Here is a 17,887-nt window from a genome sequence, read left to right as displayed (position 1 = left end):
CCATCAGGACACGCAGAAGCCGACAGCCGTCGCAGCCCCGGGAGTACTTACATGGCCTCGTCGCCGACCCCCATCACCGACAGCCGGACCCGTATCGCAGCCCTGAGAGAGGCGCTCGCCACCCGTGTGGTGGTGGCCGACGGCGCGATGGGCACGATGCTCCAGGCGCAGGATCCGACGATGGAGGACTTCCAGGATCTGGAAGGCTGCAACGAGATCCTCAACGTGACGCGCCCGGACATCGTCCGCTCCGTCCACGAGGAGTACTTCGCGGTCGGCGTCGACTGCGTCGAGACGAACACCTTCGGTACGAACTACGCCGCGCTGGCGGAGTACGACATCCCCGAGCGGGTCCACGAGCTGGCCGAGGCGGGCGCGCGGATCGCCCGCGAGGTGGCCGACGAGTTCACCGCCTCCACCGGCCGGCAGCGCTGGGTCCTCGGCTCCATGGGTCCCGGCACCAAGCTCCCCACGCTCGGCCACGCCCCGTACCTCACGCTCCGCGACGCCTACCAGCAGAACGCCGAGGGCCTGATCGCCGGCGGCGCCGACGCCCTGCTCGTGGAGACCACGCAGGACCTGCTGCAGACCAAGGCCGCCGTCCTCGGCGCCCGCCGCGCCCTGAAGGCCACCGGCGCCGACCTGCCGGTCATCTGCTCCGTGACGGTGGAGACGACCGGCACGATGCTGCTCGGCTCCGAGATCGGCGCGGCCCTGACCGCGCTGGAACCGCTCGGCATCGACATGATCGGCCTGAACTGCGCCACCGGCCCCGCCGAGATGAGCGAGCACCTGCGCTACCTCGCCCGGCACTCCCGGATCCCGCTCTCCTGCATGCCCAACGCGGGCCTCCCGGTCCTCGGCAAGGACGGCGCGCACTACCCGCTGTCCCCGTCGGAGCTGGCCGACGCGCAGGAGACCTTCGTCCGCGAGTACGGGATGTCCCTGGTCGGCGGCTGCTGCGGTACGACACCGGAGCACCTGCGCCAGGTCGTCGAGCGGGTACAGGGCGCCGCCCTCACCGAGCGCACTCCGCACCCCGAGCCGGGCGCCGCCTCGCTCTACCAGACCGTGCCCTTCCGCCAGGACACCTCGTACCTCGCCATCGGCGAGCGGACCAACGCCAACGGGTCGAAGAAGTTCCGCGAGGCCATGCTGGCGGGCCGCTGGGACGACTGCGTGGAGATGGCCCGCGACCAGATCCGCGAGGGCGCCCACCTGCTGGACCTCTGCGTCGACTACGTCGGACGGGACGGCGTCGCCGACATGTCCGAGCTGGCCGGCCGGTTCGCCACCGCCTCCACCCTGCCGATCGTGCTCGACTCCACCGAGCTGCCCGTGCTCCGGGCCGGCCTGGAGAAGCTCGGCGGGCGCGCCGTCATCAACTCGGTCAACTACGAGGACGGCGACGGCCCCGAGTCGCGCTTCACCCAGGTCACCGAGCTGGCGGTCGAGCACGGCGCCGCGCTGATCGCGCTCACCATCGACGAGGAGGGCCAGGCCCGTACCGTCGAGCACAAGGTCGCCGTCGCCGAGCGCCTGATCACCGACCTCACCACCAACTGGGGCGTGCACGAGTCGGACATCCTCATCGACTGCCTCACCTTCACCATCTGCACCGGGCAGGAGGAGTCGCGGGGTGACGGCATCGCCACCATCGAGGCCATCCGCGAGCTGAAGAGCCGTCACCCCGACGTCCAGACCACCCTGGGCCTGTCGAACATCTCCTTCGGCCTCAACCCGGCCGCCCGTATCGTGCTCAACTCCGTCTTCCTGGACGAGTGCGTCAAGGCGGGACTGGACTCCGCGATCGTCCACGCCTCGAAGATCCTGCCCATCGCCCGGCTGGACGAGGAGCAGGTCAAGGTCGCCCACGACTTGATCTACGACCGGCGCTCCGAGGGGTACGACCCGCTCCAGCGGCTCATGGAGCTGTTCGAGGGCGTCAACACCAAGTCCATGAAGGACGGCCGCGCCGAGGAACTCCTCGCGCTGCCGCTGGAGGAGCGCCTCCAGCGCCGCATCATCGACGGAGAGAAGAACGGCCTGGAGGCCGACCTCGACACGGCGCTGGAGACCCGGCCCGCCCTCGACATCGTCAACGACACGCTGCTGGAAGGCATGAAGGTCGTCGGTGAGCTGTTCGGCTCCGGCCAGATGCAGCTGCCGTTCGTCCTCCAGTCCGCCGAGGTCATGAAGACCGCGGTGGCCTACCTGGAACCCCACATGGAGAAGTCGGACGCCGAGGGTAAGGGCACCATCGTGCTCGCCACCGTCCGTGGCGACGTCCACGACATCGGCAAGAACCTCGTCGACATCATCCTCTCCAACAACGGCTACAACGTGGTCAACCTGGGCATCAAGCAGCCCGTCGCCGCGATCCTGGAAGCCGCCGAGGAGCACCGGGCCGACGTCATCGGCATGTCCGGGCTGCTCGTGAAGTCGACCGTGATCATGAAGGAGAACCTGGAGGAGCTGAACCAGCGCAGCATGGCCGCCGACTACCCGGTCATCCTCGGTGGCGCGGCGCTCACCCGGGCCTATGTCGAGCAGGACCTGCACGAGATCTACGAGGGCGAGGTCCGCTACGCCCGCGACGCGTTCGAGGGCCTGCGCCTGATGGACGCGCTGATCGCCGTCAAGCGCGGGGTCCCCGGCGCCACCCTCCCGGAGCTGAAGCAGCGCCGCGTCAAGGCGACCGCGAACGCCGTGGTGGAGGAGCGCCCCGCGGAGGGCGCGGCCCGCTCCGACGTCTCCGTCGACAACCCCGTGCCCACCCCGCCGTTCTGGGGCACCCGCGTCGTCAAGGGCATCCAGCTCAAGGAGTACGCCTCCTGGCTGGACGAGGGCGCGCTCTTCAAGGGCCAGTGGGGGCTGAAGGAGTCCCGCAAGGGCGGCCCCAGCTACGAGGAGCTGGTCGAGACCGAGGGCCGGCCCCATCTGCGCGGCTGGCTGGACCAGTTGCAGACCCGGAACCTGCTGGAGGCGGCCGTCGTCTACGGCTACTTCCCCTGCGTCTCGAAGGGCGACGACCTCATCCTGCTCGGTGAGGACGGCTCCGAGCGCACCCGCTTCACCTTCCCGCGCCAGCGCCGCGGCCGGCGCCTCTGCCTGGCGGACTTCTTCCGCCCGGAGGAGTCCGGCGAGACGGACGTCGTCGGCCTCCAGGTCGTCACCGTCGGCTCGAAGATCGGCGAGGCGACCGCGGAGCTGTTCGAGGCCAACTCCTACCGCGACTACCTCGAACTGCACGGGCTCTCCGTCCAGCTCGCGGAGGCGCTCGCCGAGTACTGGCACGCCCGGGTCCGCTCCGAGCTGGGCTTCGCCGGTGAGGACCCCTCCGATGTCGAGGACATGTTCGCCCTGAAGTACCGGGGTGCGCGCTTCTCGCTCGGTTACGGCGCCTGCCCCGACCTGGAGGACCGCGCGAAGATCGCGGAGCTGCTGGAGCCCGAGCGGATCGGCGTACAGCTCTCGGAGGAGTTCCAGCTCCACCCCGAGCAGTCCACCGACGCCATCGTCATCCACCACCCCGAGGCGAAGTACTTCAACGCACGCTGAGACCTGGGGCCGGCCCGCGCCCGCACGTGCCGGCACCCGGTTCGCCGCGCCCCGCCCCACCCGGAGGAAACCGGGCGGCGCGGGGCGCGGACGGGTCGTACACTTGTCGGTCCAGCGCAGGCCGGTCGCCTGTCCCGGCGGGGATCCCCCGTGGGGCGGATGACCGGCCTTCTCGTCCCTCACGGAGGTGTGCCGGATGACCAGTACGGTCCCCGCGTCCTTGACCCGAACGGCCGAAGGGTCCGCCCTTCAGGCCGTCCTGCTCGACATGGACGGCACTCTGGTCGACACCGAGGGGTTCTGGTGGGACGCGGAGGTGGAGGTCTTCAAGGACCTCGGCCATGTCCTCGACGAGGCCTGGCGCGACGTGGTGGTCGGCGGGCCCATGAGCCGCAGCGCGGGCTTCCTCATCGAGGCCACCGGCGCCGACATCGCCCTCCCCGAGCTGACCGTCCGGCTCAACGACGCCTTCGAGGACCTCATCGGACGGGGCGTCCCCCTGATGCCCGGGGCGCTCCGGCTGCTCACCGAGCTGTCCGCGCACGAGGTGCCCACCGCGCTGGTCTCCGCCTCGCACCGGCGCATCATCGACCGCGTCCTGACCTCCCTGGGGCCGGAGTTCTTCGCGCTCACCGTCGCGGGCGACGAGGTGCCCCGTACGAAGCCGCACCCGGACCCGTACCTGCTGGCCGCGCGCGGTCTGGGCGCCGATCCGGCGCGGTGCGCGGTCATCGAGGACACCGCCACCGGAGTGGCCGCCGCCGAGGCCGCCGGGTGCCGGGTCGTCGCAGTACCGTCGGTGGCACCGATCGCCCCGGCGCACGGACGGACGGTGGTGGGCTCCCTCGAAGAGGTGGACCTGGTATTCCTGCGCGGTCTGATGACGCACGGGGACCGCACCGTGCACTGAGCGTCGCCATGAAATGCGCGACGGGAACTGTCGGCATTGGCCCGGATATTTTCCGTCACTTCACGTGGCGCATTCATGATCCCCGTAAAAGGGCGACGGAGTGACCTTTATCACCTGCGCACTCATCGACAGGGGCGCCAGGTGCTGATCCATGGCCGACACCGGTGGGGCTGCCTGTGCCCATGTGTCCCGCTTTGGGGAGGCCCGGAGGAAAGGCCGCCCCACCCGGATATCGACGCGCCGCTATTTCCGATCACTGTGTGATTGCGATGCCGATCAGGCCGGTTCCGGCATTACCGGCGCGTCCGACTAATCTCGTCGCGAGCACTTCGCCGTATCAACGAGCGTGTCCGCGACGGCCACCAAGTCGCCATGTACACAGGACCGATCGCCCTGTATCCCGGCCCGATCGCACTGCCCCGACCGGGTGGAGGCGGAGTCTCGTCAACACCGCTGTATCTCAGTGCCGGATGAGGGAGTACGTCCAGGATGAACCGCAAGACTTTGGCGCTGTCGGCCGCGCTCGGCCTGCTCGTGCCCGTGCTCGCCGGTTGTGGCGGCTCGGACGGTGGCTCCGGCGGCGGTGAAGCCATTGTCGTGGGCACGACGGACCAGTACATCGCCACGGAGGACGGCCCCGCACCCCTGGATCCGGCGTTCGCGTACGACACCGGTACCTGGAACGTGCTGCGGCAGGTCGTCCAGACGCTGGTGGCCGTCCCGCGCGGCGGCGGCAAGCCGGTGCCCGACGCGGCGTCCGAGTGCGGCTTCACGGACCGCGCGAACGAGAGCTACCGCTGCACGCTGCGCGAGGGGCTGAAGTTCCCCGGGGGCGACGCCATCACCGCCGACGACGTGAAGTTCTCCATCCAGCGCGCCCTGGACATGAAGGGCGAGAACGGTGTCGGCACGCTGCTGAGCAACATCGACACGATGGAGTCCGACGGCGCTCGCCAGATCGTCTTCCACCTCAAGTCGCCGGACGCGACCTTCCCCTACAAGCTCACCACCCCGGTCGCCGGCATCCTCAACCCCAAGGACTACCCGGCGAAGAAGGTCAGGACCGGCTTCGAGCTCAGCGGATCGGGCCCGTACACCCTGAAGACCGAGGTCAAGGGCGACGCGGTCGTCAAGGCCATCTTCACCAAGAACCCGGACTACAAGGGCAGCGTCAAGCTCCAGAACGACAAGGTCGAGCTGCGGCCCTTCAAGACCCCCGACGACATGGGCAAGGCGCTCTACGACGGCGACATCGACATGATGACCCGCGCCATGTCGCCCCAGCAGGTCGAGGCACTGATCGAGAAGCCCCGGGAGGACGTCCAGCTCACCGAGATGCCCGGGCTGGAGATCCGCTACCTCGTGTTCAACACCGACACCCCGCTCGTCAAGAAGAAGGCGGTACGCCAGGCGATGGCGTACACCGTCGACCGCGGTCAGCTCGTGACCGAGGCGTACGGCGCCATGGCCGAGCCGCTGTACTCGCTCGTCCCGTCGAGCGTGGCCACCCACACGAACCCGTTCTTCAACAAGTACGGCGACGGTGACGTCACCAAGGCGGCGCAGCTCCTGGAGGAGGCGGGCATCACCACGCCGGTGAAGCTGACGCTGGACTACACCACCGACCACTACGGCTCGGCCACGCAGAAGGAGTTCGAGACCCTCCGGGACCAGCTCAACGCCAGCAAGCTCTTCGATGTCGACATCAAGGGCACCGAGTGGTCGGAGTTCCGGCCGAACGGGCGGAAGGGCGAGTACACCGTCTACGGGATGGGCTGGTTCCCCGACTTCCCGGACCCGGACACCTACGTCGGTCCCTTCTTCGACCAGCCCAACTTCCTGGAGAACCCGTACGACAACGTCAAGATCCGCACCGAACTCCTCCCGGAGTCGCGGAAGCAGGCCGACCGCAGCGCGGCCACCAAGACGTTCGGTGAGATGCAGAACCTCGTCGCCGAGGAGGTCCCCTTCCTGCCGCTCTGGCAAGGCAAGCAGTACGTGGCGTCCCGGACCGAGATCTCCGGAGTGGAGTGGGCGGTCAACTCGTCCGCCGAACTGCACCTGTGGGAGCTCGGCCACGGAAACTGATCCACCGCACGCCGACGTACGAGAGGAGGGCCCCCGGGACACCCCGGGGGCCCTCCTCCGTCGTCATCACCCGTCAGGAGGCGCGCGACGGGCGCCCCCACGGCCGCTGCCGGGCTACTGGGCGCCGGGGCGCACCAGCCCGCTCTCGTACGCGTACACCGCCGCCTGGACCCGGTCGCGCAGGCTCAGCTTCGTCAGCACGTGCCCCACATGGGTCTTGACGGTCGTCTCGCTGACGAACAGGTCCGCCGCGATCTCCGCGTTGGACAGCCCGCGCGCCACCAGCTTCAGCACCTCCACCTCACGGTCGGTGAGGGTGTGCAGGGTGTCGGGGACCGGCTCCTCACCCGAAGGGAGGTGGTCCGCGTACTTGTCGAGCAGCCGGCGCGTGATGCTCGGCGCGAGCATCGCCTCGCCCGCCGCCACCACTCGGATGGCCTGCACCAGTTCATTGGCGGGCGCGTCCTTCAGCAGGAAGCCGCTGGCCCCCGCGCGCAGCGCCTCCACCACGTACTCGTCGAGGTCGAAGGTGGTCAGCACCAGCACCTTGGCCGGGCCGTCCCGGCCCGGGCCGGTGATCTGACGGGTGGCCTCCACCCCGTCCATCCGCGGCATCCGGATGTCCATCAGGACCACATCGGGCTGGAGCGCGCGCACCTGGTCGATGGCCTGGAGGCCGTCCCCGGCCTCGCCGACGACCGCGATGTCCTGCTCGGCCTCCAGGATCATCCGGAAGCCGGTGCGCAGCAGTGGCTGGTCGTCGACCAGTAGGACGCGGACTGTCACGGGTGAACTCCTTCAATAGACAGCCCCATTCTGCCCTGAGCCCCCCCCGCCCCGGGTCAGCCGGGCGCGGGGGCCTCGACCGGGGCCGCCGGCGCCGGCACGCTCAGCGGATAGACCGGTGGCGTGCCGCCGAACTCCGGACATACCGCCTGGTGGTCGCACCAGCCGCAGAGCTTCGAGGGCCGGGGCCGCCAGTCGCCGGTCTCCGTGGCCAGCTCGATCGCCTGCCAGAGCGCCAGCAGCTTGCGCTCCACCCGCTCCAGATCCGCCTCCACCGGGTCGTACGTCACGACCTCGCCGCTGCCCAGGTAGACCAGCTGGAGCCGGCGCGGCAGCACCCCCTTCAGCCGCCGCACCACCAGGGCGTAGAACGTCATCTGGAACCGCGCGCCCTCCGCGTACTCCGGACGCGGCGCCTTGCCCGTCTTGTAGTCGACGATCCGCACCTCGCCCGTGGGCGCGACGTCCACCCGGTCGATCACCCCGCGCAGCCGCAGCCCCGACTCCAGCTCCGTCTCGACGAAGAACTCACGCTCCGCCGGCTCCAGACGCGTCGGGTCCTCCAGCGAGAACCAGCGCTCCACCAGCCGCTCCGCCTGCCCCAGCCACGCCGCCAGCCGCTCGCCCGCAGCGCCCTCGGCGCCCGCAGTGCCCGCAGTGCCCTCGGGGGACTCCGCGAACAGTTCGCCCAGCTCGGGCCGGGCGGTCAGCAGCCGGTCCCACTGACCGGGCACCAGCGCCTTGGCCCGCGCCGCCGTGCGCTCCCCGGCCGGGGCGTCGAAGAGCCGCTCCAGCACCGCGTGCACCAGAGTGCCGCGCGTCGCCGCCTCGCTCGGCTTCTCCGGCAGCTTGTCGATCACCCGGAATCTGTACAGCAGCGGGCACTGCATGAAGTCGCTCGCACGCGACGGCGACAGCGAAGTGGGCGGCTTGCTCGTCCTCATGACGCAGACCCTACGGCCCGCCACCGACAGCAAGCCGAATACCATCGACTACAGAGCCACTCGCACCACATCGAGCGAGCGACGCCGCCGACGAAGGGAACCCGTGAAAGAGGACGACGAGAGCGGCGAAGGCAGGCTGCCGCAGCCCGGCAAGGGGGACACGGGCCCCGGTGGCAAGCCGCCGCGCCGTGAAGACCCCGGCGGTGGCATTCTCATGGGCCGCCCCTTCGGCGTGCCTGTTTACGTCGCCCCGAGCTGGTTCCTGGTGGCCGCGCTCATCACCTGGATCTTCGGCGGCCAGCTCGAACGCGTCCTGCCCGAGCTGGGGAACCTGAGGTATCTGGTCTCCCTGTTCTTCGCGGTCGCCTTCTACGCCTCCGTACTCGTCCACGAGCTGGCCCACACCGTCGCGGCGCTCCGCTTCAAGCTGCCCGTGCGCCGGATCCAGCTCCAGTTCTTCGGCGGGGTCTCCGAGATCGAGAAGGAGTCCGAGACACCGGGCCGGGAGTTCGTCCTCGCGTTCGTCGGACCGCTCCTCTCCCTGGTCCTCGCGGGCGTCTTCTACCTCGGCCTGTTCGCCGTCGAGCCCCGCACGGTCCCCGGCGTCCTGCTCGCGGGACTGATGATCTCCAACCTGATCGTCGCCGTCTTCAACCTGCTGCCCGGCCTCCCGCTGGACGGCGGCCGGATGCTGCGCGCGGTCGTCTGGAAGATCACCGGCAAGCCCATGAGCGGCACCGTCGCCGCCGCCTGGGTCGGCCGCGCGCTCGCGGTCACCGTCCTCATCGGCCTCCCGCTCCTCACCCGTACGGGTGCACTCGGCACGTCCGCCGCGAACGTCGGCGGCATGGAGACCGTCACGGACGCGCTGCTCGCGGCGATCCTCGCCGCCATCATCTGGACCGGCGCCGGCAACAGCCTGCGGATGGCCAGGCTCCGCGAACACCTCCCCGAACTCCAGGCCCGCGCCCTCACCCGCCGCGCGGTCCCCGTCGAGTCCGCCACCCCCCTCTCCGAGGCGCTCCGCCGCGCCAACGAGGCGGGCGCCCGCGCCCTGGTGGTCGTGGACGGCCAGGGCGCCCCGACGGCCCTCGTACGGGAGTCCGCGATCGTCGGCGTCCCGCAGCACCGCCGCCCCTGGGTCGCGGTGAGCGGCCTCGCCCAGGACCTCACGGAGGGCATGAAGGTCCCGGCGGACCTCGCGGGGGAGGCGCTCCTGGAACGCCTCAGGGCGAGCCCGGCGACGGAGTACCTGGTGCTGGAGGAGACGGGCGAGATCTACGGCGTCCTGTCGACGGCCGACGTGGAACGGGCCTTCGTCAGCGCGATGGCCCGGCCTCAGTGATTTTGCGGGCACCGTCGACGGTGCCCGCGGCCGGAGGCCGCTGATGGGCTCGGTCAGCGCCCGGAGGCGAACCGAGCCCTCAAAAAGAGGGGCTAAGCTTCGAACATGTCCGAACCGACCGGTGCCGCCCGACGACGCGGCCCCTTCAAGGTCGGGGACCAGGTCCAGCTCACCGACCCCAAGGGACGCCACTACACGTTCACGCTCGAAGCCGGGAAGAATTTCCACACCCACAAAGGGTCCTTCCCGCACGACGAGCTGATCGGTGCTCCCGAGGGCAGTGTTGTCCGTACCACGGGGAACGTCGCCTATCTCGCGCTGCGCCCCCTGCTCCCCGACTATGTCCTGTCCATGCCCCGCGGTGCCGCCGTGGTCTATCCGAAGGACGCCGGCCAGATCCTGGCCTTCGCCGACATCTTCCCCGGCGCCCGCGTCGTCGAGGCCGGTGTGGGTTCCGGCTCGCTCAGCAGTTTTCTGCTGCGGGTCATCGGCGATCAGGGCATGCTGCACTCGTACGAGCGCCGCGAGGACTTCGCGGACATCGCGCGGCAGAACGTGGAGCGCTACTTCGGCGAGCCGCACCCCGCCTGGACGCTGACGGTCGGTGACCTTCAGGACAATCTGTCGGACACGGACGTCGACCGCGTCATTCTGGACATGCTGGCTCCGTGGGAGTGCGTGGAGGCGGTCTCCAAGGCGCTCGTTCCCGGCGGCATCCTGTGCGCCTATGTCGCGACGACGACGCAACTGGCCCGTACGGTCGAGACGATCAGGGAGTTCGGCACGTTCAACGAGCCGGCCGCCTGGGAGTCGATGATCCGCAACTGGCATGTGGAGGGGCTGGCCGTGCGGCCGGACCACCGGATGATCGGGCACACCGGCTTCCTGGTCACGGCCCGCCGCCTCGCGGACGGTGTCGAGCCGCCGCTGCGCCGCCGCCGTCCCGCCAAGGGGGCGTACGGCGAGGACTACAGCGGTCCGGGCAGTGCGAGCGGCGGAGCCGCCCGCTGACCGCCACGGGCTGTCAATCGCCTACCGCCGCCGCCCAGTTCCCGCTCCGTACGGGGGAACTGGGCGGCGGCATCTTTACGTTGGGCATACGCACCGCATACGCACCGCATACGCACCCCGCTGTTCCGCCACCGTGTGACGTGTGGCACGATGCTGACTCCCTCCCACACCGTTGGTTACTCACCGGCACCGGCCTCACAGGAGACACCCCGCGTGCAGCTCTCCGACGCTCCGGACCTCGCGCACACCCGGCCCCGCCCCATCCACTGGCTCGCGACGGCGACCGCCATGGCCGCTGTCGTGGCGCTGGCGGGGCTGCTCCAGCCGGGGCCCGCCACCGCGTCCCAGACCGGCCCGGACGGCCTGAGAAAGGCCGCTGGGCCCGCCGAGGCGGCCCCGCTGCCCGCCCCCGACCCCGCGGGCGCCGACTTCCCGCTGGAGTGCGGGCCGGCCGGCACGGTGGTCACCCAGAAGGCCACCGGGGATCTCGACGGGGACGGCACCCCGGAGACCGTCGCGGTGGTCCGCTGCGACGCCGGCTCGGGGACCCCGCCGAGCGGGGTGTTCGTGCTGACGCGTACGGAGGGGGGCGCGCCCCGCGTCGTGGCCACTCTGGTGGACCCCGCGGACAAGCGGACCGTCGGGCCCGAGCTCACCGTGCGCGACGGTGTGATCCTGGCCACGCTCTTCGGCTACTCGGGGCCCTCCGTGCCGAGCTGCTGCCCGGACCAGGAGGACCGGGTCTCCTGGCAGTGGAGGAACGGCGCCTTCGTCCGGACCGAGCTGCCCGAAGCGCGCCGTAGCTGAGCGCTCGCTCCGGGTGCCCGGCGCCGCGGCGGACGGAGTCGCGGCGCCCGGAGCCGGTCAGGCCGCGTCCGGGCCGTACACCTCCACCTGGTCCGCCACTCTGCGTACATGGATGCAGTCACCGGGACACTCCCTGGCCGAATCCACCACGTCGGTCAGCAGCGGCAGCGGTACACGGGTGGTCGCGCCGGGTGACTGGAGCAGCTCGTCGTCGGCGCTCTTCACATAGGCCAGGCCGTCGATGTCCAGCTCGAAGACGTCCGGCGCGTACTGGGCGCAGATTCCGTCGCCGGTGCACAGGTCCTGGTCGATCCAGACCTCCAGCGGCTCACCGGTCCCGGTGACGCCTTCGGTGGGAGCCTCCTGCTGCACGCTCATCTCTCCTGCCGTTTGTCCGCGCCGGACGGCGCGTGACGGGGTAAGTCGCGCCAGCCCTGACGGGTGTTGAACACTTCGACGATACAACCGGCAGCTTTCCGATGTTCCTGGGTGGGTATTCCCCTGGCGTGAGGGAGAGCGCAAGGGTGAAGATCGGTCACACCCCGACCGTCTTTGTGATCTAGGGGTTTCAATCATCACCCACCCAGGTAGGGTCAGGAAGCGTCCAGCTCCCCTTGGAGGAGGTGAGGACCGTGGCAGCCCACGACGACGACATCAACCGCGGCATCCGGCCCGGGCGGGGGTCAGAAGACCCAGCCGGCCAGGTTGCCTATCTCGAGCAGGAAATCGCCGTCCTGCGACGTAAGCTCGCCGACTCTCCGCGGCACACGAGAATTCTCGAAGAGCGGATCGTCGAGTTGCAGACGAACCTGGCGGGTGTATCCGCGCAGAACGAGCGGCTCGCCAATACGCTGCGTGAGGCCCGCGACCAGATCGTGGCCCTCAAGGAAGAGGTCGACCGGCTCGCCCAGCCGCCGGCCGGCTTCGGTGTCTTCCTGCAGTCCAATGAGGACGGCACGGCCGACATTTTCACCGGGGGCCGCAAGCTCCGGGTGAATGTCAGTCCCGGCGTCGAGCTCGACGAGCTCCGGCGCGGCCAGGAAGTCATGCTCAACGAGGCGCTCAATGTGGTCGAGGCCATGGAATTCGAGCGTGCCGGGGACATCGTCACCCTCAAGGAGATCCTTGAGGACGGCGAGCGCGCCCTGGTCATCGGGCACACCGACGAGGAACGGGTGGTGCGGCTCGCGGAGCCACTCCTGGACATCACCATCCGCCCCGGCGACGCCCTGCTGCTCGAACCGCGCTCCGGCTATGTCTATGAAGTGGTTCCCAAGAGCGAGGTCGAGGAGCTGGTCCTCGAAGAGGTCCCGGACGTCGATTACGACAAGATCGGCGGCCTCGGCGGCCAGATCGAGATGATCAGGGACGCCGTCGAGCTTCCTTACCTCCACCCGGACCTCTTCAAGGAACACGAGCTGAGGCCGCCGAAGGGCATCCTGCTCTACGGTCCGCCCGGCTGCGGCAAGACGCTGATCGCCAAGGCGGTGGCCAATTCCCTCGCCAAGAAGGTCGCCGAGGTGACCGGGCGTCCGGCGGGGAAGAGCTATTTCCTCAACATCAAGGGTCCCGAGCTGCTCAACAAGTACGTCGGTGAGACCGAGCGCCACATCCGCCTGGTCTTCCAGCGTGCCCGGGAGAAGGCGAGCGAGGGCACTCCCGTCATCGTCTTCTTCGACGAGATGGAATCCCTCTTCCGCACCCGCGGCTCCGGTGTCAGCTCGGACGTGGAGAACACCATCGTCCCGCAGCTCCTCGCCGAGATCGACGGGGTGGAGGGCCTGGAGAACGTCATCGTCATCGGCGCCTCCAACCGCGAGGACATGATCGACCCCGCGATCCTGCGGCCCGGCCGGCTCGATGTGAAGATCAAGATCGAGCGTCCGGACGCGGAGGCGGCGAAGGACATCTTCGCGAAGTACCTGACGCCCACGCTGCCGCTGCACGTGGACGACATCTCCGAGCACAACGGATCCAAGGACGCCGCGGCCCACGGGATGATCCAGTCCGTCGTGGAGCAGATGTACGCGGAGTCCGAGGAGAACCGCTTCCTGGAGGTCACGTACGCCAACGGTGACAAGGAAGTCCTCTATTTCAAGGACTTCAACTCCGGCGCGATGATCCAGAACATCGTGGACCGGGCCAAGAAGATGGCGATCAAGGCCTTCCTCGACCACAACCAGAAGGGCCTCCGGGTCTCCCATCTCCTCCAGGCGTGCGTGGACGAGTTCAAGGAGAACGAGGACCTGCCGAACACCACCAACCCGGACGACTGGGCCCGTATCTCCGGCAAGAAGGGCGAGCGGATCGTCTTCATCCGCACCCTGGTGACCGGAAAGCAGGGCGCGGACACCGGACGCTCGATCGACACGGTGGCGAACACCGGTCAGTACCTGTAGAGCGCGGACCGGCTGCGGATGCCTCGGAGGGCATCCGCAGCCGGCTGCTTTCCCCGCACCTCCCACCACACCCGCACACCGGGCCAACCACCACACCAGGCCAATGACGAAAATGATCTCCCCGACGGCGCGGAGGGGCTCTAGGCTCGTTCGTACCGCCACGTCGCGCAGTGCGGGACCGGGCACCGCACACGCACCGGAGAGACAGCGGTACTTGAGCGCCGCTCCCGGAGGGGAGCGCCGCCGGGCAAGGAGGGCCGCATGACCGTACGGCGAGTAATGGGCATCGAGACGGAGTACGGCATCTCCGTCCCGGGCCACCCGAACGCCAATGCCATGCTCACCTCGTCCCAGATCGTCAACGCCTACGCGGCGGCGATGCACCGGGCGCGGCGCGCCCGCTGGGACTTCGAGGAGGAGAATCCGCTCCGGGACGCCCGTGGCTTCGACCTCGCCCGCGAGACGGCGGACTCCAGCCAGCTCACCGACGAGGACATCGGTCTGGCCAATGTGATCCTCACGAACGGTGCCCGGCTCTACGTGGACCACGCCCATCCGGAGTACAGCTCTCCCGAGATCACCAATCCGAGGGACGCCGTCCTGTGGGACAAGGCCGGCGAGCGGATCATGGCGGAGGCCGCGGAACGCGCGGCGCTGCTGCCCGGCGCCCAGCCCATCCACCTGTACAAGAACAACACCGACAACAAGGGCGCGTCCTACGGCACGCACGAGAACTACCTGATGAAGCGGGAGACCCCCTTCTCGGACATCGTGCGCCATCTGACGCCGTTCTTCGTCTCCCGGCAGGTCGTCACGGGCGCCGGCCGGGTCGGGATCGGCCAGGACGGCCACGAGCACGGCTTCCAGATCAGTCAGCGCGCGGACTACTTCGAGGTCGAGGTGGGGCTGGAGACGACCCTCAAGCGCCCCATCATCAACACCCGCGACGAGCCGCACTCGGACGCGGAGAAGTACCGCCGGCTGCACGTGATCATCGGCGACGCGAACCTCTCGGAGATCTCCACCTATCTCAAGCTCGGCACCACCGCGCTGGTCCTCTCCATGATCGAGGACGGCTTCATCAACGTCGACCTGGCGGTGGACCAGCCGGTCCGTACGCTGCACCAGGTCTCGCACGACCCGACGCTCGGCCGGCTGGTCACGCTCCGCAGCGGCCGGACACTCACCGCCGTCCAGCTCCAGATGGAGTACTACGAGCTGGCGAGAAAGTACGTCGAGGAGCGGTACGGGGCCGACGCCGACGAGCAGACCAAGGACGTCCTGGGCCGGTGGGAGGACACGCTCAACCGGCTGGAGAACGATCCGATGAGCCTCTCCGGCGAGCTGGACTGGATCACCAAGCGTGAGGTCCTGGAGGGCTACCGCCGCAGGGACGGCCTGGACTGGGACGCGGCGCGGCTGCACCTCGTCGACCTCCAGTACGCCGACGTACGTCCCGAGAAGGGCCTGTACAACCGTCTGGCGGCCCGCGGGAAGATGCGGCGCCTGCTGGACGACCGGGACGTCGAGCGGGCCAGGACCCAGCCTCCTGAGGACACCAGGGCGTATTTCCGGGGCCGCTGCCTGGAGCAGTACGCGGACGACGTGGCCGCCGCCTCGTGGGATTCGGTCATCTTCGACCTGCCGGGCCGCGACTCGCTCCAGCGGGTCCCCACGCTGGAGCCGCTGCGGGGCACGCGCAACCACGTCAAGGAGCTGCTGGACCGCTGCCGCACCGCGGAGGAGCTGGTCCGGGTGCTGTCCGGAGGCTGAAACAGTTCCGGCGTGGGAATGATCAGGGTGGCCCCCGGACGTTGTGGAAAGTGCGGGGCCGATGTCCGGCCCTCCTTGTAGGGTCGGATCTTGAAGGTCACATCCAGCGGGGCGAACCGAGCGGGGTGAGGGTTATGGCGACCAAGGACACCGGCGGCGGACAGCAGAAGGCGACGCGTTCCACGGAGGAGACCGAGGAGCAGGCGCAGGAAGCGCAGGCATCCGAGGACCTCAAGGAGCGCCAGGAGAAGTTGTCGGACGACGTGGACTCCGTCCTCGACGAGATCGACGACGTGCTGGAGGAGAACGCCGAGGACTTCGTGCGCTCCTTCGTGCAAAAGGGCGGCCAGTAGGCGCCGTTGTCCGTCCCCGGGGCCACCGGCGAAAGCCGGTCGCACCGGGGCGGATGACCGGCGACGGCGCGGGTAAGGTCCGTGCACAGATCTAAGATCGGCCCGGCCCGAGCGGGCCGCCGCCCATCCGGAAGGAAACGTGTGGAAGCCAACCCTCGTAACACCGGGCGTCTGCCGGCAGCCTTCCTGACGCCCGGCTCGTCCTCGTTCATGGATTTCCTCTCCCACCAGTCGCCGGAGATGCTGCCCGGCAAACGCGTCCTGCCGCCCTTGCAGGGCACGATCGAGGCACCGCACGGCACGACGATCGTCGCCGTGAGCTTCCCCGGCGGTGTGGTCCTCGCCGGTGACCGGCGGGCCACCATGGGCAACATGATCGCGCAGCGTGACATCGAGAAGGTCTTCCCGGCCGACGAGTACTCGGCGGTGGGCATCGCGGGCACCGCCGGGCTCGCCGTGGAGATGGTCAAGCTCTTCCAGCTCGAACTGGAGCACTTCGAGAAGGTCGAGGGGGCGCAGCTCTCGCTGGAGGGCAAGGCCAACCGGCTCTCCACGATGATCCGCAGCAATCTGGCGATGGCGATGCAGGGCCTGGCCGTCGTCCCGCTCTTCGCGGGGTGGGACGTGGACCGCGGGAAGGGCCGCATCTTCTCGTACGACGTGACGGGCGGGCGTTCCGAGGAGCCGGGTTACGCGTCCACGGGCTCCGGCTCCGTGTTCGCGCGCGGGGCGATGAAGAAGCTCTACCACGAGGACCTGACGGAGCAGCAGGCGTGCACCCTGGTCGTCCAGGCGCTGTACGACGCGGCGGACGACGACTCGGCCACGGGCGGTCCTGACGTGGCCCGCCGGATCTATCCGATCGTCACGGTCATCACCGAGGAGGGCTTCCGGAAGCTGGGCGACGGCGAGTCCGCCGACATCGCCCGGTCGATCCTGGAGCGCCGGCTCGAACAGCCCGACGGCCCGCGTGCCGCGCTGCTCTGACGCCGCCCTCCCGAACCACAACGCCTCTGACAGAAAGGGACGGATAGCCGGTGTCGACGCCGTTCTATGTCTCACCCCAGCAGGCCATGGCCGACCGGGCGGAGTACGCCCGCAAGGGCATCGCCCGCGGTCGCAGCCTGGTAGTGCTCCAGTACGCCGACGGCATCGTCTTCGTCGGTGAGAACCCGTCCCGCGCGCTCCACAAGTTCAGCGAGATCTACGACCGGATCGGTTTCGCCGCCGCCGGCAAGTACAACGAGTACGAGAACCTCCGCATCGGCGGTGTCCGCTACGCGGACCTGCGCGGATACACCTACGACCGTGACGATGTGACCGCCCGCGGTCTCGCCAACGTCTACGCCCAGACGCTCGGCACCATCTTCTCCAGCTCCGCCGAGAAGCCCTACGAGGTAGAGCTGGTCGTCGCCGAGGTGGGTGCCACGGCGGACGGGGACCAGATCTACCGGCTGCCGCACGACGGCTCGATCGTGGACGAGCACGGCTCGGTCGCGGTCGGCGGCAGCTCCGAGCAGATCAGCACCTTCCTCGACCAGCGGCACCGCGACGGCATGTCGCTCGCGGAGGCGCTGAAGCTCGCCGTGCAGGCGCTGTCCCGGGACACCAACGGCGGCGAGCGGGAGATCCCCGCCGAGCGGCTGGAAGTGGCCGTCCTGGACCGTACGAGACCGCAGCAGCGCAAGTTCAAGCGGATCGTCGGCCGACAGCTCGCCCGCCTGCTGGAGGCGGACGGAGCGGCCTCCACGCCGACGGACGCGCCGTCCGACACCGAGGAACCCGACGGGGCGACCCCGGTCCCGGCGGACGACGCCACGGACGCCTCCGACAAGCCGGATGCCCCGGACAAGCCGGACGCCTCCGACAAGCCGAAGGACACCGGCAAGAAGTAGCCGCACCGCCCGTGC

General features: G+C 69.4%; 14 protein-coding genes. 11 read left to right on the top strand and 3 right to left on the bottom strand.

Annotated elements, in window-relative coordinates:
* Positions 1-51: 51 nt before the first annotated feature.
* From metH to ACFXKG_RS21705, 3 genes are all read left to right on the top strand, one after another.
* Positions 52-3,561, top strand: a complete 3,510-nt coding sequence (gene metH, locus ACFXKG_RS21715) for a methionine synthase (RefSeq protein ID WP_384841357.1) — start codon at positions 52-54, stop codon at positions 3,559-3,561.
* Positions 3,562-3,757: 196 nt separating this feature from the next.
* Positions 3,758-4,471, top strand: coding sequence for an HAD family hydrolase (locus ACFXKG_RS21710; protein ID WP_384841354.1), 714 nt, complete (start codon positions 3,758-3,760; stop codon positions 4,469-4,471).
* Between the two features lie 489 nt (positions 4,472-4,960).
* The gene (locus tag ACFXKG_RS21705) at positions 4,961-6,559 is read left to right on the top strand and encodes an ABC transporter substrate-binding protein (protein ID WP_384841350.1); all 1,599 of its coding nucleotides are present in this window, start codon (positions 4,961-4,963) and stop codon (positions 6,557-6,559) included.
* A 114-nt stretch (positions 6,560-6,673) separates the two neighbouring features.
* Here ACFXKG_RS21705 and ACFXKG_RS21700 read toward each other — a convergent pair whose 3' ends face one another.
* Positions 6,674-7,345: a response regulator transcription factor gene (locus ACFXKG_RS21700; RefSeq protein WP_365819535.1), complete on the bottom strand. Its 672-nt coding sequence runs from the start codon at positions 7,343-7,345 to the stop codon at positions 6,674-6,676.
* Between the two features lie 56 nt (positions 7,346-7,401).
* The gene (locus tag ACFXKG_RS21695) at positions 7,402-8,334 is read right to left on the bottom strand and encodes a RecB family exonuclease (RefSeq protein ID WP_384841347.1); all 933 of its coding nucleotides are present in this window, start codon (positions 8,332-8,334) and stop codon (positions 7,402-7,404) included.
* A 58-nt stretch (positions 8,335-8,392) separates the two neighbouring features.
* Between ACFXKG_RS21695 and ACFXKG_RS21690 the strand changes: the two genes are divergently transcribed.
* From ACFXKG_RS21690 to ACFXKG_RS21680, 3 genes are all read left to right on the top strand, one after another.
* Positions 8,393-9,634, top strand: coding sequence for a site-2 protease family protein (locus ACFXKG_RS21690; RefSeq protein WP_382886971.1), 1,242 nt, complete (start codon positions 8,393-8,395; stop codon positions 9,632-9,634).
* Positions 9,635-9,739: 105 nt separating this feature from the next.
* Entirely contained in the window at positions 9,740-10,645 is a 906-nt protein-coding gene (locus ACFXKG_RS21685) for a tRNA (adenine-N1)-methyltransferase (RefSeq protein WP_365819529.1), read from the top strand.
* Positions 10,646-10,858: 213 nt separating this feature from the next.
* Positions 10,859-11,452 carry a hypothetical protein gene (locus tag ACFXKG_RS21680; protein WP_384841342.1) on the top strand — a complete coding sequence of 198 codons (594 nt, stop codon included), beginning with the start codon at positions 10,859-10,861 and terminating at the stop codon, positions 11,450-11,452.
* Positions 11,453-11,509: 57 nt separating this feature from the next.
* On the opposite strand, the gene ACFXKG_RS21675 is transcribed toward ACFXKG_RS21680, so the two are convergent.
* Entirely contained in the window at positions 11,510-11,830 is a 321-nt protein-coding gene (locus ACFXKG_RS21675) for a ferredoxin (RefSeq protein ID WP_365819525.1), read from the bottom strand.
* A 254-nt stretch (positions 11,831-12,084) separates the two neighbouring features.
* Between ACFXKG_RS21675 and arc the strand changes: the two genes are divergently transcribed.
* The 5 genes from arc to prcA all read left to right on the top strand — a co-directional run bounded on the left by arc (position 12,085) and on the right by prcA (position 17,872).
* The gene (arc, locus tag ACFXKG_RS21670; protein ID WP_384841339.1) at positions 12,085-13,851 is read left to right on the top strand and encodes a proteasome ATPase; all 1,767 of its coding nucleotides are present in this window, start codon (positions 12,085-12,087) and stop codon (positions 13,849-13,851) included.
* Between the two features lie 261 nt (positions 13,852-14,112).
* The gene (gene dop, locus ACFXKG_RS21665; RefSeq protein ID WP_384841336.1) at positions 14,113-15,624 is read left to right on the top strand and encodes a depupylase/deamidase Dop; all 1,512 of its coding nucleotides are present in this window, start codon (positions 14,113-14,115) and stop codon (positions 15,622-15,624) included.
* Positions 15,625-15,758: 134 nt separating this feature from the next.
* Positions 15,759-15,977: a ubiquitin-like protein Pup gene (locus ACFXKG_RS21660; RefSeq protein WP_030754525.1), complete on the top strand. Its 219-nt coding sequence runs from the start codon at positions 15,759-15,761 to the stop codon at positions 15,975-15,977.
* Between the two features lie 141 nt (positions 15,978-16,118).
* The gene (gene prcB, locus ACFXKG_RS21655; protein ID WP_384841331.1) at positions 16,119-16,964 is read left to right on the top strand and encodes a proteasome subunit beta; all 846 of its coding nucleotides are present in this window, start codon (positions 16,119-16,121) and stop codon (positions 16,962-16,964) included.
* A gap of 50 nt (positions 16,965-17,014) precedes the next feature.
* Positions 17,015-17,872, top strand: coding sequence for a proteasome subunit alpha (gene prcA, locus ACFXKG_RS21650; RefSeq protein ID WP_384841328.1), 858 nt, complete (start codon positions 17,015-17,017; stop codon positions 17,870-17,872).
* Positions 17,873-17,887: the final 15 nt, after the last annotated feature.

Source organism: Streptomyces sp. NPDC059255 (assembly GCF_042752355.1).
Taxonomy (GTDB): domain Bacteria; phylum Actinomycetota; class Actinomycetes; order Streptomycetales; family Streptomycetaceae; genus Streptomyces.
The sequence above is the reverse complement of the archived record's forward strand: the minus strand, read 5'-3'. Positions and strand labels throughout refer to the sequence as shown.